An 18,342-nucleotide genomic window follows, 5' to 3' on the forward strand; every position below is an offset into this window, starting at 1 on the left:
TGGCCCTGCTGTACAGAGTCCCCGGCCAGGCCGCCCGGATGCTGTTCGTCAGCTCGGTCGCCGCACTCATCGGGTTCAGCCTCCTGCTGGTCCTGCTCCTGGACCGCCCCTTCGTGGGGGACCTGAGCATTTCGCCCCTGCCGTTCCAGGAGAGCTCGCTCGCCCGGTTCTGGTGAGCGCAGGCCCCAGACGGCATGGAGCGCCGCCGGGGTGCCTCCGGGGGTGCTCCGGAGCTTGGCGTGGATCGAACAGTTCTCCGTACGATCCGACTCACGCGCCGGAGGTCTCGGGCTGCTGTCGCAGCCGGGTGCCTGCCGGGACGTCCCGTACAGCCCAAGGAGAGCCGGTGGACCTCGTCGAACCGAGCGTTCGGATCATCGCCCGCCCGACCCTCGACATCGACGAGGTGTCCGCCTACCTGCGCGAGGTCGGCGGCGAGCGGTGGCTCGTCGGCCTCGACCGGTCCTGGACGGACGGCGGGTTCCACGATGCGCAGGCGCTGGCCGATCTCGCCGACCGCCTGCCCCGCGGCTCCTGGGCACCGGGGCCTGCCCCGGCGTCCCTCGAAGCCGAGCCCGCGGCGGACAGCCGCCCCCGTGACGACGGGCACGGCTCCGCGGGCGGATCCTTCCTGGACCACGTCCACTTCAGCTTCGTGCTGCGCGGCGTCCGCCGCACGCTCGCCCGGGAGTTGGCCCGCCCCGCCGGTTCCCCCGCGCGACCGGACTCCTCCCCTCGCCCGGTCGCCCCCGGAGACCCCACCGTCGATCTGCTCTGGACCGCCGACCTCCGCACCCTTCGGCACGCCGTCGAGTCCCGCACGGCGCCCGAGGCGGACCGGGAGAGCCGGCTGCTCTTCGGCCGGATCGGTGAGCTGCTGCGCGGCGAAGTCCCTGAGCTGTTCGGCGACTTCACCGTCCGGGACGGGTCCTGGGTACCGTCCCGGCGCGGGCACCGGCCAGAGGTCGACCGCGCCGACTGAGCGGCCGGACGGCCGACGTTCACGGCTCCTGGTCCCGCAGGCGCTCCAGGGCGTCCCGGATCACGGGTTCGTGCTGGTGGGCGGCGAGTCGGCGGTGGTACTGCCGGGCCAGGCCCGGGGGCAGGGTGCCGGTGAGGGCGATCGCGCAGTACGTGGCGCGGGCCGCCTGGCGGGCTTCGCCGAGGGCGAGGTAGGTGTCGACCGCGGTCAGCAGGATCCGCCCGCTGAGCGGCGGGGCGGGCACCGGCTCGGGACCGTCCAACTCGTCCAGCAGATCGGCGACATGGGGTTCCGCCCGGCGCGGCGCACCGGCGTGGAGCCAGGTGTCGGCGCGGGCGGCGGCCAGGTGGCGGCCGTCGACGGTGAACGGGAAGCCGGGCCGGTGCCGCCCGTCGCAGGAGGCCAGGGCGTCGGCGGCGTGATCGAGTGCCCGTGCCGCGTCGCCGGACCGCCCGAGCCGGGCGAGGGCCAGCGCCTCCCTGGTGTGCAGCAGGACGGCGAGGGCGGGTTCCGGCTTCGGGTCGGCGGCCCGGGCGACCCGGAGGATCGCCCGCGCGTCGGCGGCGTCGCCGGCGAGGAGGTGACGGGTCGCCAGTTTTGCGAGGACGGTGGCCACGGCGGCCCTGCGGCCGGAGGCGACGGCGGCGCGGAGCGCGACCAGGTTGTACCGCTCGGCCCTGGTCTCCTCGCCGACCGCGCTGCTGAGCCAGGTGCAGAGCAGCGCGGTGCGGGCCGCGAGCGGGAACAGCCGCCGCGGTGCCGGGGGTCGGCCGTCGGTGCCGGTGAGCAGGCGGCCGACGACGAGCCGGTGTTCGGCGTCGGCCGCGCCGTACAGGGCGGCGGGCGGCAGCAGGGTGCCGCTCTCGTACTGTTCGAGGGCGGTGGTGCGGGCCTCCATCCACCGCAGTGGCGCCTCGCTCCGTGGCGGCCCCTCCCCCGGACGGCGGCCGTCCGCCCGGGCCGCCGCCGCGAGCCCGTTCAGGGCCTCGTTCAGCTGACCGACCAACGGACGTCCCTGTAACGCCAGTTCGGGCGACCAGGCGACCCGGGGCAGGTGCAGGGCGGCCCGCAGGGCGAGGACGGCGCCGTGGTCCGTGTAGGGCCGGTCCAGCACGGTGGCCTCGCCGTCGGCCAGGCACAGCCAGTGCGGCCAGCCGAACCGGTGCACCTCACCGGCGGGGACGCCGTGGACGTGCGCGATGGCCAGTTGGACGGTGTGCACGGGCACGGCGCGACCGGACTCCCAGCCGGCGACCCGGTCCGCGCGGACGGCCAACTGCCCGAGCGCGAGCGCACCGTGGGTCCTCGCGATGAGCTTGGCGTACTCGGGTCGGGACAGGCCGAGCCCGGCGCGCAGCCGGGTCAAGGGGTTGGCGTGCACCATGGCGGCTCCAGCGGTGGTCGAGGGGCGGATGCCGGTCTGCGGAGGTGAGCGGAGCTCAGGGGAGATCCTCCAAGCGTTCCAGGGCCTCCCGGACGACCGGCTCGCGCTCGTGCCGGGCCAGCCGCGCGCGGTACTGGAGCGCGAGGCCGGGCGGCAGCGTTCCGGCGATGTCGGCGGCGAGGTGGACGGCGCGGGCGGCACGGTCGAGCTCGCCGAGGGCGAGGTGCGCCTCGACGGCGGAGAGCAGCCAGGCAGCGGTCTGCGGCGAGGGCGCGGCGGCGCGCGGCGCCGACAGCGAGTCCGTGAAGGCCACGAAGTGGGGCTTCGCGCCGCGCGGGTCGCCGAGGAGGAGGGCGGCCCGGGCGCGGACGACGGTGAGGTGCCGCTCGATCGCGGCGGCACCCATCCGGCTGCCCGTGGCCGCGCCGGCCGCGGCCCGGTCCAGTGCCCGCGCGGCGCCGGTGGGGTTCCCCAGCCGGGCGAGGGCGAGGGCCTCCACGCAGTGCAGCACGGTCCCGGTGTCCTGCTCGGGCCGCGGTTCGGCCGCGCGAACGGCCTGCCCGAGCGCCAGGACATCGGCCGGGGAGCCGAGGCTGAGATGCCGCAGCGCGATCTGGATCATGGCCGCCGAGGCGAGCGCAGGGTCCGCCACGGCGGCGGCGGCCCGGAGCGCGGTGAGGCCGTGGCGCTCCGCCTTGGTCTCCTCGCCGAGGGCGCCGCTCAGCCAACTGCCGAGCAGCGCGGTGCGGGCGGCGAGGTGGAAGAGCGGTCCGGTGGCCGGTCCCTCGCGGTCACGGCTGCCGAGCAGACGTATGACCAGGCGGTGTTCGGCGTGGGCCGTGCGGTAGAGGCACGCCGCCGGTACGAGGGTGCCGGCCTCGTGCTGTTCGAGTGCCTCGGTGCGGGCTTCGATCCAGGCCAGTTGCTCGGCGCGGGACGGCGTTCCGCCGCGTCCGGTGCTCCGCCCGCCCCCCGCCGCGATCTGGGTGAGCGCGGACCGCAGCTGGGCGGTGAGCGCCGTCCCCCGCACCAGGAGCTCCGGGGAGCGCGGCGCTCTCGCCAGGTGGAGGCTGCTCCCCAGGACGAGTTCGGCCCCCTCGACGGTGTAGGGCTGCTCGCGCAGGGTGGTGTCGCTGATGGCCAGGTGCAGCCAGAAGGGCCAGCCGAGTCGGCGCACCTCGCGGGCGGGGACGCCGTGGAGGTGCGCCATGGCCAGTTGCGCCGTCTGCTCCGGCACGGTCCGGCCCGATTCCCACCGGGAGACCTTCTCCCGTCGGGCGGCCATCTGCCCGAAGCCGAGGTCGACGTGGGTCTGTGCCACGAGGCGGGCGTACTCGGGGTGGGAAAGCCCCTTCGCGGCACGCAGCAGGGTGAGAGGGTGCGCCATGGGTGCGGTCTTGAACCGTTCCTGGAAATCGTGGGGGAACCGTGAACCGGTTTCGGCCCGAATTCTAGAAAGGGGGATTCAGAATTCCCAGGCGTCGAGGCACCCCCGGAGGCACGGCCTGCCCCTATTGCCAGAACGGGAAATGCGCGCTGCTATTCGGGGGCGTACCGGCGCGGCGGCGCGGACGGTTCGCGCAGCAGTTCGAGAACGTCCCGAACCTCCGGCTGACCGGCGTGCGGGGCGAGGTGGGCGCCGAACCAGCGGGCGAGCGCGGGCGGCAGGGCACCGGTCCGGGCGATGGCGCCGTGCACGGCGGCGGCGGCCTCGTCGACCTGCCCGACGGCCAGCCGGGCTTCCACCACCGGGCGCAGCCGGGAGAGGCCGTGCGGGGACGGGGGGCCGGTCGGCGGCGGGCCACCGTCCAGGAGGCCTTCGCAGCAGGCCAGCGCGCGGGCCGGTTGCCCCAGACACAGCCAGGTGTGGCCGCGGGCCAGGGTGAGGTACTTCTCATCGATGTTGCTCGCCGTGGGATCGCAGTCCGGATCCCACTGCGGCTCGGCTCCGGCGAGGGCGCGTTCGGCCCGGTCCAGGGCGTGCAGTCCGGCGGTGGACTCGCCGAGCCGGCCCAGGGCGCGGGCCTGCCGGCTGTGCAGGATGACGGCCAGCCGGGGCGAGGGCCGGGGGTCGACCGTGCGCGCGGCCTGGAGCAGCGCGAGCGCGTCCCGGGGGTCGCCCCGACGCAGGTGCGTGATCGAGAGCAGACAGAGGTAGGCCGAGGTGTGCCGGGCCGCCCCGGCGGCGGACGCGGCCCGGATCGCGGCGAGGCCGTAGCGCTCGGCCCGGAACTCCTCCCCCAGCGCGCCGCTGGTCCAGGCGCACAGGGCGGCGGCCCGTCCGGCGAGCAGGAGCAGCCGGGTGCCGGTGGGGGCGTCGTAGCAGTGGCGGCTCAGGAGGTCGCCGACCAGCCGGTACTCGGCGCGGGCCGAGGCGTGCAGGACGTCCTGGGGGATCGGGCTGCCGGCTTCGAGCTCCTCCAGGGCGCGGATCCGGGCCTCCGCCCAGGCGAGCGTGCCGGGGGTGATGCCGAGGCCGTCCTGCCCGGGCGGGCGGAGGCCGCCGGCGAGCGCGCCGAGGGCGCCGCGGATCTGGAGCCTCAACGCCGGTCCGGTGGCGATCAGGGCCGGTCCGGTGGCGATCGGCACCGATCCGGGGCTTGCCGGCGCGCCCGCGAGGGACTCGGCGACGGCGATCGCGGCCTGCGGGCTCCAGGGCTGCCGCAGCAGGGTGTGGTCACCCCCGGCGGCGAGCAGCCACTGCGGCCACCCCAGGCGCAGCACCAGGCCCCGGTCCACCTGGTGGATGCGGGCGATGGCGAGTTGGGTGCCGAGCTCCGGGACGATCCGGCCGGATTCCCAACGGGACACCTTCTCCCGTCGCGCGGCCATCCGGCCGTAGCCCAGTTCCGCGTAGGTACGGGCGATGAGCTGTGCGTACGCGGGCTGCGAGAGGCCGATCGCGGTTCTCAGCGCGACCAGGGGGTGCGTCGCCATGTCAGTGCGGTGGTCCGCCCGCCGGCCCCGGCCGACGGTGGGGGCATCCGGTCGCGCCTTCGATCAAAGCCCCGGTTCGATCAAAAGGTCAACCGGTATCCGACCGATGATAACATTCCGACCCCGAAGTGTCAAAGCCATGATAAAAGCGAGGATATCGCCGGAACCAGGCGCCCCGGGAATTCCGGGGACGGTCGGAAGCATTCGGACGGAAAAGGAAGTGCGCCGGGAACGTGCCCACCACCGGCGGGCTCCGACGGCGGCTCACTCCCGGTCCACCCACGCCTCACTCCCGGTCCGGCGACGGCTCCCTCGTGGTCCGGTCGCGGCTCACTCCCGGTCCTGCGGAGGCCGCTCCCGGTGGACGGCGTCGTCGAGCCGGTCGAGCACCTGCCGGACGACCGGCTCGTGCGCGTGCGGGGCCAGCCGCTCCCGGTACTGCAGGACGAGCCCGGGCGGGAGCGCTCCGGCGACCTCGACGGCCTGGTGGGCCGTGCGGGCCGCGAGGCCGATGTCGCCGAGCGCCAGGTGCGCGTCCACGACGTAGAGGAGCCACACCCCGGTGTACGGGGACGGTGTGGTGGCCCTCGGTGCCAGCAGGGTTCCGGTGAGGGATTCGAACTGGAACCTCGCCTTGCGCGGAGCGTCCAGGAACAGCGAGGCCTGGGCGCGGGCGACACCGACGGAACGTTCGTACGGATCGGTGCCGCCCGAGGCGTTCGGGCTCGTCGCCGCGGCGGAGACGGCGTGCTGGGCGGCACGGTCCAGCGACCTCGCCGCGCCGATCGCGTCGCCGGTCCGGGCCAGCACGATGGCCGCCACGTTGTGGAGGAGCGTCGCGGCGCCCGCCCCGGGTCGGGAGTCGACGGCGCGGGCCGCCTGGACCGCCGTCAGCCCGTCGGCCGGATTCCCGGCGATGATGTGCCGGAGGGCGAGCTGCGTCATGGCGACCGCCGCGACGGCGGGCTCCCCGGCGGCCGCAGCCGCCCTGACCGCGGTGAGGTTGTGCTGTTCGGCCCGCGTCTCCTCCCCGAGGGCGCTGCTCAGCCAGGAGCAGAGCAGCGCGGTCCGGGCCGCCAGGCGGAAGAGGCGACGGGAGGCCTCGACATCGTGGCGGCTGCAGCCGAGCATCCGGACCACCAGGCGGTGTTCGGCATGGGCCGCCAGGTACAGCGACAGCGCGGGGACGAAGGTCCCGTACTCGTACCGTTCGAGGGCGTCGACCCGGGTCTCGATCCAGCGCAACTGCTCGGCGGACGAGCCGGGTCGACCCGGATCCGCGCCGGCACCGCGGTCGTCGGCCGTCATCTGGTCGACGGCGGAGCGCAGTTGGGCGGTGAGCGCCCCTCCCGTGAGCAGCAGCGACGGTGTGCGCGGCGCCTTCGGCAGGTGGAGTGCGCCGCCGAGTGCCAGTTCGGCACCCGCGACAGTGTAGGGCTGATCGAGCAGCGTGGTGTCGCCGATCACCAGGTGGATCCAGTGGGGCCAGCCGAGCCGGCGCACCTCATGGGCGGGGACGCCGTGGAGGTGGGCCATGGCGAGCTGCGCGCCGAGCTCCGGCACGGTACGGCCCGATTCCCAGCGGGAGACCTTCTCCCGCCGGGCGGCCATCTGCCCCAGGCCGAGTTCGACGTGGGTCTGTGCGACGAGGCGGGCGTACTCGGGGTGGGAAAGCCCCATCGAAGCCCGCAGCAGGGTGAGGGGGTGCGCCATGATGGTGGAGTTCTCGAGCATCTCTGGGGAGCCTGGGGAGCCGTGGACCCGGCTTCGGCACCGGATTCTAGGAAGCCCTCTTCGAAGTCTGCCACGTTCCGAGGCACCCCCGGAGGCACGGCCCGGGGCACAGCCGGTGACCCCGCCCGCCCCCGTGTCGATCCCTGCCCAGGTCCTTGCCCAGACCCTTGCCCAGGGGAGCCGGGCCGGCCCCCGGCTCACGTCGTCCGCGGGCCGACGCCTCCTGCTCGACCCGACGGACGAACGAGCCGCGATGTGCGAGCATGGTTCGACCGGAGGGTGACAAGTGGCCTGACAGGGAGGCCGGTTGAGCGCGGAGGCAGTGGCCGGCGCGGTTCTGGTGGGCGCCGATGTGGTCGCGCTGGTCGTCCTGCCGGGCGCGTTCCGGGCGGTGTTCTCCCCGCCGCTGCGCCCGGTCGGGGTCGGGGTCCTGGTGGTGGTGACCGGGCTGTGGCTGTGGTTGGCGCTGGTGCGGGGCCCGGGCTGGTTCGTCGTGGCGTTCTGCGTCGACCTGGGGGTCAGTGTGGTCCACACGGTCCTCGCGCTGCTGGTGCGCAGGGTCCGGCCCCTGGTGACGGAGCCGTTGCGGCTGAGCCATTTCGTGCAGGAGTCGGCCCGGTTCGACGGGCCGCAGTCGATCGGCCTGCTGGTCGGCCACACCGGGGCGGTCTTCGTCTTCGTCGCCCAGCCGCGGCTGCGGCAGTTCTCGGCGACGCTGAGCGGATCCGTCTGCCTGTTCTGCTTCGTCGAGGACCAGGTGCGGCGCCTCGTCGGCGAGGACGCACCGGTGGTCGCCGAGTACCGCGGCCACCTGGGCGCGGGCGGCAACCGGCACGTCATCCTCAGGCGCGGGTCGTCCGACGCGCCGTGGCAGGTGCGGCTGGCGGACCGGAAGGCCTACCGGAGGGTCCGGCCGGCGCCGACCTGTCCGGTCCACGGGCCGCTCACCGCCCACGGCCGTCCAGGGCCTCCAGCCGGTCCCTGAGCGACCGGAGCTGCCCGCGGACCTCGGCGGCCGACGCCGGGGTCGTGGTGGCCGCCCGGGCGAGGACGGCCTCCGCCTCGGCCAGGGTCTCCCGGGCCGCGTCGGCATCGGCGTCCGCATCGGCGGCCGCACAGGCGTTGACCCCCACCTGTGCCAGGACCCCCAGCGCGATGGCGAGTTCGAGGTTCATCACCGCCGGGTCGGCCTCCGCCTCGGGCCGCAGCAGGGCGACGGCCTCCTGTGCCACCGCCAGCGCCTCCCGGTGCCGACCGGCCTCGGACAGCCTGCCGCCGAGCGTGGCCAGGGAGACGGCCAGGCCGGGCCGGGCCTCGGGAGCGCCTGCGGCCTGCTCGCGGAGGATCCGCACGGCCTCCTCCGCCGCCGCCAGGGCGCCCGGGGTGTCCCCGGTCCGCTGCTGGGCGAGGTTGCCGAGCGAGCGGGCGAGCTGCGGCCGGTGGACCGCGGGGTTGACCTCCGCCAGGCGGCGCAGCAGCCCGACCGCCTCCTCGGTGGCCCGTACCGCGTTCGCCCGGTCGCCGACGTCCGCCCGGCGGCGGCCGAGGTTGTTGAGGTAGACGGCCAGGTCGGACCCGTAGGCGGCCGGATCCTCCCGGGCCAGGGCGCGCTGGATGCGCACGGCCTCCTCGGTGGCCTCCAGCGCCTCGCCCTTCCGCGCCAGGCGCCCCAGGAGGACGCCGTGGTTGCTGAGCGTGTTGGCCAGCCGGGCGCGGGCGGCCGGAGGACTGCCCCGGCGGGCCTGGTGGCGCAGGACGTCCAGCGCCTCCCGCAGGACGTCCAGTTGCTCCTGGTAGCGGCCCAGCCCGGCCAGGGCGACCGCGAGGCTCACGAGGGCCCCGCCCAGCCCGACGTCCGCGCGCCGCACCTCCTCGGGCCGGAAGGCCGCCCGCACGGAGCCGACGGCCTCGCGGGAGGCGTCCGCGGCCTCCTCCCACCGCCCGAGCCGGGCGAGGGCGGTGCTGAGGTTGACCAGGGAGTAGGCCAGTCCGACCGCCAGCCCCTGCGCCTCCTGGAACCGCCGCCGTTCCCCGAGCGCCGGTGCCGCCCTCCCCCGCACGGTCAGCCGCAGGAAGGCCAGTTCGCTCCTGGGGCGGCGCAGGGCACCGCTCCGGGACCAGGACGGCCGCGCCACCGGCAGGGCTGCCGTCAGCTGCCGGTAGAGGGCGGCGGCCGCGCCGCTCGCCTCGGCCGAGGCCGCGTACTGTCCGGCGGCCGACAGCTTCTCCCCGAGGTCGAACAGGATCTGGGCGCGGCGGGCCGGATCCCGGGTGCCGGCCAGTTGCCGCTCGGCGAGGCCGCGGGTCACGGCGGCGATGCCGACGGCCAGGTCGCCGACGTCCCGCCCGGGGAAGTGGGCGGCGACGGCCTCCAGGACGTCGATCCCCACCTCCGGTATCCCGGCCAGGGCGGTCAGCGCGGCGCTGCCCGCCGCGAGCGCGAGCCGCGGCTCGCGCAGGAGCAGCGGGAACAGGTACCCGGGCCCCAGGTGCGGCCACCGGGCCGCCGCGGCGGCCAGGAAGACGACCGCGCGCGGGGTCCAGGGCGGCGGGGCGTCGCCGTCGGCGCGCAGCAGGAGCGCGGCCGTGGCCGGGGCCCAGTCCTGCGCCGGGTGGTCGGCCGGGTGCCCGGGGAAGGTCAGGGCGAGGAAGTCCTCGGCGAGGCGGTCGGGGCAGAGGGGCTCCAGGACGGTGTCCCGGGCGGGAGCGGCGGGCGGGTAGCAGGCGCCGTGGTCGGCGAGGACCTGTTCGGGTGACGGCCGGAGCCGTTGTGCCGCTATCACCCGGGCGCCGGCCGGGCGGCTCATCGTCCCGGTGAGGGCGGCGGTGAAGACGGCCCGGTACATCACGTCGGGACGGGTGCGGATGACCCTGCGGCCGGGGTCCAGTTCATGGGTGCCGTCGCCGGCCAGGCGCGCCCAGTGCAGCTGTTCCCGGTCCAGGAGGTAGCCGGTCAGGCCTGCCGGGTCCCGTGGCGGCCGGCGGCCGCGGTGGTGGGCGTCGACCGCGGCGAGGGCGGCCATGTGGACGGCGAGGGTCAGACCGTACTCGGCGGACTCCAGCGGGCCCGGCGGGAGCACGGCCGAGGGGTCGGCCGTCCCGTAGCGGGCGGCGAAGGCCGTACGGGCCGTCGCGAACATCTCGGTGCGCTGCCCGGACTCCTGCGGGAGCGGCGCCAGCCGCTGGCTCGACAGGTCGGCGCGGCGCTCGGCCAGGGCCGCGCGCAGCGGGGGCCAGGGGTCGAGCGTGCGGGCCAGCAGGAGCACCCGGGTGGGCACCTCGGGACGGTGCAGCAGCGCGTTGCTCAGGAGCCAGGTCAGGTGGGACTGCGGCCAGCGGTCGGCGTAGTCCACGATCAGGAGCAGCCCGGCGAAGCCGTCCGGGCGCAGGTCCTCGCTCCGGCCGGGCGTCAGCACGGAGCCCGGACCGTGGACGGCCGTCAGCACCTTCCAGCCCGCCTCGATCGACTCCTGCGCGAAGTGGCGGGCGAGACGGGTCTTGCCCTGGCCGCCGGGGGCGTGCAGCCAGCGCAGGGCCAGCCGCGGCCGGCCGTCGCGCCACTGCTCCAGCTGCCGCAGTTCTCCGTCCCGTCCGGTGAACGGGACCACGGCGAAGCGGGCGTTGAGCATCCGGCTGGGCAGCTCGGCCAGCCAGGCGGAGTCCTCCCCGTCGGCGGGGCGGTGGTTCTCCAGCAGGTAGAGCGGCAGGCCGTCGCCGAAGACGTGGAGGTCGGCGCCGATCACCCCGTAGCCGTACCCGGCGGCGACCGTGATGGTCTGCTCGACGGCCTTCTGCCCGATCCGGATCCGGTCGCCGGCGTTCCCGCCGCCGGAGGGCTCCGGTTCGGCGGTGGGGGTCACGAGGCCTCGTCAGAAAGGATCATGAGGGATCGTCAGGGTGCGTCACGAGGCGTCGGCGGCGGGCGCGGCCTCGTGCACGATGACGTTGCCGTGGACGACGGCGTTGACCCGGCTGTTGTCCCTGGCCTCCACGTTCTGGACCACCGCCGGCAGTGTCTGGGCCTCGGCGGCGCGGCTCTGCTCCACCCAGGAGGTCAGCTCCGCCACGGCCTCGGGGTGGCGGCGCAGGAGTTCCGCCAGCTGGAACCGCCACAACGGCTCCAGGCTCTGACGCGCCGCATCGGTGTCCTCGGCCCGCTGCACCAGCTCCGCGCCGGAGGTCAACTGCGCCTCGACGGCCGTCTCCTGGCCCTGTCCCCCGCGCCGGAACAACCGGACGAACCCCGTACGGGCGGCCTCCCAGCCGTCGGTGAACATCGCGCCCACCACGGTCGCCGCTCCCGCCGCGGCCAGCTCCGAAATCTCCTCCAGCACGGTTCCCCCCTGTGTTCGATCGCCGGCCGTCGGCCCGGATGTCCCGCGGACCGCCGCCGACGGCCCGGTCCTGCGGCCTGTGGTCGCAACCTGCCTCCCCCAAAGGCGAGTTGCCGTTGCCACGGTACCGCTCCGGGGCACCGTCAGGGGCCGTCGGGACGGAACTGTCCGACCGGCCCCCGAGACTGCGGGCATTACCGACCCGACACCCCTTCGACTCCGCAACCCCCATGCCCCTGAACGCTGTTGAAACCGTGCGACGACCACCCACGAGCGCGTCGGCCGCCTCGCCGATCCCCTGCGCGACCGGCTGGAAACGACGGGTCAGCGCCGGCGGGCCCTGCCGCCCGGCCGGGCCGCGGTCGTCGTCCCGGCCGTGGTGCGGCACGAGCACCGGCCGTGGTGCGGCACGAACAGCGGCTCGGCCGGGTCACGGCGCGGAGCGTCGTCGCTGGGCCGTGCGCCGAAGTGCGGTCTCCTCGACCATCGCCGCCAGCACCTCCGTCGCCGCGCCGGGGTGCCGGTTCCTGGCGGTCGCGAGCGACAACGACCAGGTCAGGAGGTCACTGCCCGGGCCGGTGAGGCGCAGCGCGGGGCCCGGGTCGATGTAGGCGTCGGGCAGGATCGCCACCCCCAGCCCTTGGCGCACGTACGCCGTGGCGGCCTCGGCGTTGGCCACCTCGACGGAGACGTAGCGGGACTGCCCGGCCGCGGCGAACGCGCGGTCGACGATCGATCGGCTGCCGTAGCCGATCGGGAAGTCGACGAAGACGTCGTCGGCCAGTTCGGCCAGGGCCGCTGTTCCGCGGCCCGCCAGGGGATGGGTCGGGGCGACGACGAGGCGCATGCCGACGGACACCAGCGGGGTGAGGCGCAGGCGGTTGCCGGCGGGACCGGGTTCGGAGAGCAGGGCCAGGTCGAGGCGGCCGGCGGCCAGGTCGTCGGCGAGGTCGCGGGAACCGCCCGGCCGGTGGCTGAGCCGCACGCGCACCCGCGGGTGGTCCGCGCGCATCCGGCCCAGGGCGGCGGGAAGGTCGATGTCGGGCAGCGAGGACATCACCCCGACCCGGACCTCGCCCTGGATCCCGCCCCGGACCTCGTCGACGGCGTCGACGGCGGCCCGGGCCGCCGCGAGGGTGTCGCGGGCGCGCGGGAGCAGGGCGCGACCGGCCTCGGTCAGGGACACCTCGCGGGAGGTGCGGTGGACGAGTTCGGCCCGCAACTGCCGCTCCAGCGCCTTGAGTCCGGCCGAGACCGCGGACTGCACCACGTGCAGCCGCGCCGCCGCCCGGGTGAAGTTCCGTTCCTCCACCACGGCGACGAAGTACTCCAGTTGCCGGAGCTCCAGACCGATCACGATTGTTGATTGTAGTCAGCGCCGTTCGTCGTTGGACGCGAACGGCCTTGTGGATGAGGCTCGGTGGCATGGGAGAAACCGAACCTCGAACCAGCGTGCACAACCACCGGGTCCTGATCGTCGGCGCCGGGATCGCGGGGCCGACCTTGGCGTACTGGCTCGCCCACCACGGCTTCACCCCGACCGTGGTCGAGCGGTCGCGGCAGGTCCGCGGGGGCGGTCAGGCGATCGACGTACACGGCCGGGCCGTCGACGTGCTGACCAGGATGGGGCTGCTCGACGCCGCGCACGCCGCCCGGACCGGCGTCCGGGGCATGGACTTCGTCAACGCCCGCGGCCGGACCCTGGCCCGGACCACCGCGTTCACCCTCACGGGCGGAGTCGCGGGCAGCCCCGACATCGAGCTGATGCGCACCGACCTGGCGACGATGCTGCTGGACAGCACCCGTGCCACCACCGAGTACGTCTACGGCGACCACCCGGTGGCGATCGACCAGACCGCCTCGGCGGTCACCGTCGAGTTCGCGAGCGGCTCGGCCCGGGAGTTCGACCTGGTGGTGGGCGCCGACGGCGTCCGCTCCGCCACCCGGTCGATCGCGTTCCCGGCGGACGGCCACCGCCTGCACCGGCTCGGCCGCTACATCGCCATCGGGGACGTCCCCAACTTCCTCGGCTACGACCGCTGGGAGACCTTCTACGCCGCGGGACCGGACCGCCGGGTCTGCTACTTCGCCGGCGCGGGCTCCACCCGCGTGATGTTCAGCAAGACCGCCCCGGACCTCGACGTCGACCGGTACGACGAGGAGGGCCTGAAGGCACTGCTGCGCTCCCACTTCGCCGGTGACGGCTGGCAGACCGACCGTCTGCTCGACGAGGTCACGGCCACCCCCGACTTCTACTTCGACGACCTGCGCCAGGTCCACATGGACGCGTGGCACCTCGGCCGGGTCGCGCTCGTCGGGGACGCCGGCTACTGCGCCTCACCCTCCTCCGGCCTGGGAACGACCCTGGCCATCGTCGGCGCCTACGTCCTGGCCGGTGAACTGGCCGCCGCCCACGGCGATCACCACCTCGCGTTCGCCCGCTACGACCGGCGGATGCGGCCCTTCGTCGCGGACTGCCAGGAACGCGCGCGCCGCGGCGGGAACCTCTACATCACCCGCCCCCGCTTCTGGCTGCAGCTGCAGCAGATCCGGCTCTCCAACCTGCGTCCGCTCCGCCGCGTCATGACCGGTCTGGCCGCCGGCAGCAAGGGACGCATCGGCATGGGCGTCACCTTCCCGGACGACGACCGCGGCACTGCGTGACCGATCCCGTGACGTCCGGTACTGCGCCCCGGTTCGCCCGGTGGCTGAGTCCCGCCCGTCGGCCGGACGCTGAGCGGCGGGAAGCTCGCCGAGCCGCGTCCGACCGCCCGCGACGGCAGGGCGACGGTGCGACGCCAGGGGCCACGGTGGCGCCGGGCGAGCCCGGAGCCGACGCAGGTGCGCGCGGCGGAGTGGGGGTCATCCGCCGTGCCCACTACGGCGGTTCGTCGCCGCGCGGACGAACTCGGCCGGGCTCTGGCCGTACTGGCGCCTGAACGCCCGGCCGAAGTGGCTGCTGTCGGCGAACTGCCAGTACGCGGCGAGTTCCGAGATGCTCGGCCGACCGGTCGCCGACAGGAGCGCCGCCCTGGCCTGTTCGAGTCGGCGACGGCGGATGTATCCGGCGACGGTCTCCTCCGCACCGGCGAAGGCCCGGTGCAGGGTGCGGACGGAGACGGCGAGTTCCCCGGCCAGCAGGGCGGGTGAGAGCTGCGGATCGGCGAGGCGGGCCTCCGCGAGCTCCCGGGCGGCCTGGGCCAGGGCGGGAGCGTGGGCGGGCTCGGTGGCGTCGGGCTGTTGCCGCAGCACGCCCCGGACCAGCTCGATCAGGGCCAGCTGGGCGGCCTCGGCCCCGCTCGGGGAGAGGTCCGGTGCGCTGCGGGACAGGAGCTGTGCGTGTCCCAGCAGCAACCGCGCCTCGGCCGTGGCCGCGGAGCCGGTGACCAGCCGGTCGCCGATGAGCGGGCCGAGGCCTCGGGCAGGCAGGATCAGTACCGTCGCCCTGGCCTGCCGGGCGGTCTCGACGGTCGGCGGTCCGCTGCGCTGGAGCATGAAGTCCCCGGCGGGCACGGTGAGCCGGCCCTGACCGTGCCGGGCGAAGTCCCAGGAGTTGCGGGTCACCGCGTGGAACAGCACCATGTCGTCGCCCTGGTCCAAGGCGCTGCTGTTGGTACCGGCCAGCGATCGGCTGTGTACGTCGGCGAGCACGGCCTCGTGGACCAGGACGGCGCGGGCGCTGATCCTGAACTCACCCGTCGCCCCGGGGGTGAAGGCCGGCGCGGGGTAGGCCTCGCCGACCTGTTCCTCCCAGCCCTGCCGGAACCGGTCGAACCCGTGCTCCGGAGCGCCCGGGGCGGTCACATCGACCGAGAAGCTCCCGCCGTTTCCCGGTCCGCTCGTTCCCGACACCCGTTGCCTCCCAGGGCTGGCGCTGAAATCCCGTCGATGTGGCACTCATGTCCAAGCGTACGGAACCGGGCCCTCCTAGGGTGGGTGGAGTCGAGGGAGGCCGGGTTCCCGCCCTCCCCCGCACCGGGTGCAGCAGGCAGGACGAGCCGAGGAGGACTTCGTGAGCACGGACACCGGACGGGTCGTGGTGGTGACCGGAGCCGGATCGGGGATCGGCGCGGCGATCGCCCACCGCTTCGCCGCCGAGGACGCGACGGTCGTCGTGGTCGGGCGGACGCGGGAGAAACTGGAGCGCACGGCCGCCGGGGCACCCGCGGGCGCGAGGGTCCTCGTCATGACCGCCGACCTCACCGTGCCCGAGCAGGTCGACGCGCTGTTCGGCGCCGTCGCGGCCGAACTCGGGCGGCTGGACGTGCTGGTCAACAACGCGGGCGCGCCGGGCTTCGGAGCCGTCGACGCGATGACCCCCGGGGCCTGGCGCGAGACGATGGCGCTCAACCTGGACGCGGTCTTCCACACCAGCCGGGCCGCGCTCGGACTGCTGCGGACCGCGCGCGGCTCCATCGTCAACGTGGGCTCCACGGGCGGCCTCGGCGGCGACTACGGCATGGCCGCCTACAACGCGGCCAAGGGCGCCGTCGTCAACCTGACCCGTGCCATGGCCCTGGACCACGCCCCGCACGTGCGCGTCAACGCCGTCCACCCGGGCTTCACCCGGGACACCGGCATCACGGCGGGCCTGGCCGCCGACTCCCCCGTGGTCAGGGCCTTCGCCGAACGCATCCCGCTCGGCCGGGTCGCCCTCCCCGAGGAGATCGCCGCCGTGGTGGCCTTCCTGGCCGGCCCGGACGCGCGGTACGTGACCGGCGTCCAACTCCCCGTCGACGGCGGCCTCGGCGCCTCCAGCGGACAGCCCCGCATCGCCCTGTGACGCATCCGCCGGCCGCGAGCGCGGCGTCGTGCGCGAGCGCGGCGTCGTGCGCGTCCGGCCGTCAGGCGGACGGGTCGGCCGTGGCGTTCCGGCTCTGGGCCGAGATGCCGGCGAGGAAGACGTCGACGCCGACGAGGAACTGTCGACGGTCGTCGTGCTCGCCCAGCTGGCGCGCCGCCGCGTGCACGAACGGGTAGCGGCCGGGGTCGACCTGCGCCCATCGGTCGGAGGCCTCCGTCAGGAAGGTCTCGCGGTCCGTGCCGCGGTCGGCGCGGAGCCGGGCGTGCGCGGCATTCTGCGCGGCGACACCGAGAACGTAGTTCACGAGCGTTCCGGCCGCGTCGACCCGGGCGCCGTCCGGGACGTCGAGGGCGTCCAGCAGGCGGCCGATGCTCTCGAAGAAGTCCAGCAGCGCGGGCCGCCACGGCTGGCGGGAGAGCTCCGCCCCGACCCAGGGGTGGGCGTCGGTCGCATCGAACAGCCCGACGGCGAGGCGGCGCAGCGCGGTACGCGGATCGGTGCCGGCCTCCGCGACCGCACCGGACACCACTCCGGCGACGACGTCCTCCGTGGCCGCCGCGAGGAGGTCGCCCTTGTCCGCGACATAGTGGTAGACCGCTCCGTATCCGGTGCTCAGACGCACCGTGAGCTCGCGCAGCGTCAGGGCCCGTTCGCCGCCGCCGTCCAGGATCTCGACCGCAGTCCGGACGATCAGCTCCCTCGACAGGCCGTCCGTCCGCCGCGGGGCGCGCCCGGTTCCCTCGCTCGTCCTCTTCGCCACGGTGCGAGCATCTCATGGATGGATCGCCGCTCCAAACCCGTGCTAGCGTGTTTGGAGCGGCGATCCAACGCCCGGCGATCCAACGCCCGGCGATCCAACGCCCGGCGATCCAACACCGGGCGCTCCGGCACCGGGCCAAGCGCCGCCCGAGGGACGGGGGACGCCATGACGACGTCGGTCACGATCATCGGCGCGGGTCTGGGCGGCCTGACGCTGGCCCGCGTGCTGCAGGTGCACGGCATCGCGGCCACCGTCCACGAAGCCGAAACCGCGCCGGACGCACGCCGCCAGGGGGGTCTGCTCGACCTCCACCCCCATGGCGGACAGGCGGCCCTGGCGGCGGCCGGCCTGACCGAGGAGTTCCGCAGGCTGGTCCTGCCGGGCCGCGAGGCCTACCGGGTCATGGACCGGGCGGGGAGCGTGCTGCTCGACCTGCCCGACGACGGCACCGGCCAACGCCCGGAGGTGCCGCGCGGCGCCCTGCGGCAGACGCTGCTTGACTCCCTGCCGGCCGGCACCGTCCACTGGGGCCGCAAGGCCGTTGGGGTCCGGGCCCTGGCCGGGGGCCGCCACCGGGTGGGCTTCGCCGACGGCACCACCGTCGTCACGGACCTGCTCGTCGGCGCCGACGGCGCCTGGTCGCGCGTACGGCCGCTGCTCTCCGGGGCCGTACCGGAGTACTTCGGCGTCTGCAGCGTGGAGACGTTCCTCTTCGACGCGACGACCCGCCACCCCGCCTCCGCGACGGCGGTCGGGCCCGGATCGCTGTTCGCACTCGCCCCGGGCAGCGGACTCCTGGCCCACCGGGAGGGCGGCGCGACCCTGCACACCTACGCGCAGCTGAGGAAGCCCCGGAGCTGGTTCACCGGCCTCGACGCCGCCGACGCCGCAGCCCTCACCGAGCAGGTGGCGAAGGAGTTCGACGGCTGGGCCCCCGAACTCACCGCCCTGATCACCGACAGCGACACCCCGCCGGTCCTGCGCCCCGTCTTCACCCTGCCGCCCGGGCACCGCTGGGACCGCGTGCCGGGGGTGACACTGCTCGGCGATGCCGCCCACCTCCGACCGCCGAACGGCGAGGGAGCCAACCTGGCGATGCTGGACGGCGCCGAGCTCGGTCGGACCCTGGCCGCACATCCCGGCGATACGGAGGCCGCCCTCGCCGCCCACGAACAGACCATGTTCGCCCGCGCCGCCACCGTGGAGGCGAACGACGACGGCTTCTACGCGACCATGATCGACGACAACGCGCCCCACAGTCTGCTCGCCCTGCTGACCGGCGCTGAACAGGGCGCGTGACACCCGCCTACGGGAACCGGCGGCCCGGCCCCGAAGCACCGGACCGGGCCCCGCTGCCATCACCGTGGGACGAACCCTCGGTAGCCGCAGCGCGGCCTCGTACGGCGC

General features: G+C 75.1%; 14 protein-coding genes. 5 read left to right on the plus strand and 9 right to left on the minus strand.

Annotation, left to right across the window (positions count from 1 at the left end):
* Positions 1-346 precede the first annotated feature (346 nt).
* Positions 347-982, plus strand: a complete 636-nt coding sequence (locus AB0O91_RS28000; protein WP_363438510.1) for a hypothetical protein — start codon at positions 347-349, stop codon at positions 980-982.
* Between the two features lie 19 nt (positions 983-1,001).
* On the opposite strand, the gene AB0O91_RS28005 is transcribed toward AB0O91_RS28000, so the two are convergent.
* The 4 genes from AB0O91_RS28005 to AB0O91_RS28020 all read right to left on the minus strand — a co-directional run bounded on the left by AB0O91_RS28005 (position 1,002) and on the right by AB0O91_RS28020 (position 7,037).
* A complete protein-coding gene (locus tag AB0O91_RS28005; RefSeq protein ID WP_363438513.1) occupies positions 1,002-2,366 on the minus strand; it encodes a hypothetical protein in 1,365 nt (454 codons plus the stop codon).
* 55 nt (positions 2,367-2,421) lie between these two features.
* Positions 2,422-3,753 carry a hypothetical protein gene (locus tag AB0O91_RS28010; protein ID WP_363438516.1) on the minus strand — a complete coding sequence of 444 codons (1,332 nt, stop codon included), beginning with the start codon at positions 3,751-3,753 and terminating at the stop codon, positions 2,422-2,424.
* A 152-nt stretch (positions 3,754-3,905) separates the two neighbouring features.
* Positions 3,906-5,303, minus strand: a complete 1,398-nt coding sequence (locus AB0O91_RS28015) for a hypothetical protein (RefSeq protein ID WP_363438519.1) — start codon at positions 5,301-5,303, stop codon at positions 3,906-3,908.
* Positions 5,304-5,633: 330 nt separating this feature from the next.
* Positions 5,634-7,037 carry a hypothetical protein gene (locus AB0O91_RS28020; protein WP_363438522.1) on the minus strand — a complete coding sequence of 468 codons (1,404 nt, stop codon included), beginning with the start codon at positions 7,035-7,037 and terminating at the stop codon, positions 5,634-5,636.
* A 307-nt stretch (positions 7,038-7,344) separates the two neighbouring features.
* Here AB0O91_RS28020 and AB0O91_RS28025 point away from each other — a divergent pair, with 307 nt between their 5' ends.
* Positions 7,345-8,022, plus strand: a complete 678-nt coding sequence (locus AB0O91_RS28025; RefSeq protein ID WP_363438525.1) for a hypothetical protein — start codon at positions 7,345-7,347, stop codon at positions 8,020-8,022.
* Here the strand turns inward: AB0O91_RS28025 and AB0O91_RS28030 are convergent.
* The 3 genes from AB0O91_RS28030 to AB0O91_RS28040 form a co-directional block, all read right to left on the minus strand.
* Positions 7,982-10,897, minus strand: coding sequence for a tetratricopeptide repeat protein (locus AB0O91_RS28030; RefSeq protein WP_363438528.1), 2,916 nt, complete (start codon positions 10,895-10,897; stop codon positions 7,982-7,984). The two genes, AB0O91_RS28025 and AB0O91_RS28030, sit on opposite strands and share 41 nt — an antisense overlap.
* A 42-nt stretch (positions 10,898-10,939) precedes the next feature.
* Positions 10,940-11,371 carry a hypothetical protein gene (locus AB0O91_RS28035; RefSeq protein WP_363438531.1) on the minus strand — a complete coding sequence of 144 codons (432 nt, stop codon included), beginning with the start codon at positions 11,369-11,371 and terminating at the stop codon, positions 10,940-10,942.
* Between the two features lie 430 nt (positions 11,372-11,801).
* On the minus strand, positions 11,802-12,728 hold the full coding sequence (locus AB0O91_RS28040) for a LysR family transcriptional regulator (RefSeq protein WP_363438534.1): 927 nt from the start codon (positions 12,726-12,728) through the stop codon (positions 11,802-11,804).
* A gap of 68 nt (positions 12,729-12,796) precedes the next feature.
* On the opposite strand from AB0O91_RS28040, the gene AB0O91_RS28045 reads away from it, so the two are divergent.
* On the plus strand, positions 12,797-14,035 hold the full coding sequence (locus tag AB0O91_RS28045) for an FAD-dependent monooxygenase (RefSeq protein ID WP_363438536.1): 1,239 nt from the start codon (positions 12,797-12,799) through the stop codon (positions 14,033-14,035).
* 198 nt (positions 14,036-14,233) lie between these two features.
* Here the strand turns inward: AB0O91_RS28045 and AB0O91_RS28050 are convergent, their stop codons facing one another.
* Entirely contained in the window at positions 14,234-15,223 is a 990-nt protein-coding gene (locus AB0O91_RS28050) for a helix-turn-helix domain-containing protein (RefSeq protein WP_363438539.1), read from the minus strand.
* Between the two features lie 160 nt (positions 15,224-15,383).
* On the opposite strand from AB0O91_RS28050, the gene AB0O91_RS28055 reads away from it, so the two are divergent.
* Positions 15,384-16,154 (plus strand): SDR family NAD(P)-dependent oxidoreductase, encoded by a 771-nt coding sequence (locus tag AB0O91_RS28055; protein WP_363438542.1) that lies wholly within the window; start codon positions 15,384-15,386, stop codon positions 16,152-16,154.
* 61 nt (positions 16,155-16,215) lie between these two features.
* Here the strand turns inward: AB0O91_RS28055 and AB0O91_RS28060 are convergent, their stop codons facing one another.
* Positions 16,216-16,935, minus strand: coding sequence for a TetR/AcrR family transcriptional regulator C-terminal domain-containing protein (locus AB0O91_RS28060; protein ID WP_363438545.1), 720 nt, complete (start codon positions 16,933-16,935; stop codon positions 16,216-16,218).
* Positions 16,936-17,100: 165 nt separating this feature from the next.
* On the opposite strand from AB0O91_RS28060, the gene AB0O91_RS28065 reads away from it, so the two are divergent.
* Positions 17,101-18,234, plus strand: coding sequence for an NAD(P)/FAD-dependent oxidoreductase (locus AB0O91_RS28065; protein WP_363438548.1), 1,134 nt, complete (start codon positions 17,101-17,103; stop codon positions 18,232-18,234).
* Positions 18,235-18,342 lie beyond the last annotated feature (108 nt).

Origin of the sequence: Kitasatospora sp. NPDC089797 (assembly GCF_040684795.1) — a bacterium.
Classification (GTDB): domain Bacteria; phylum Actinomycetota; class Actinomycetes; order Streptomycetales; family Streptomycetaceae; genus Kitasatospora.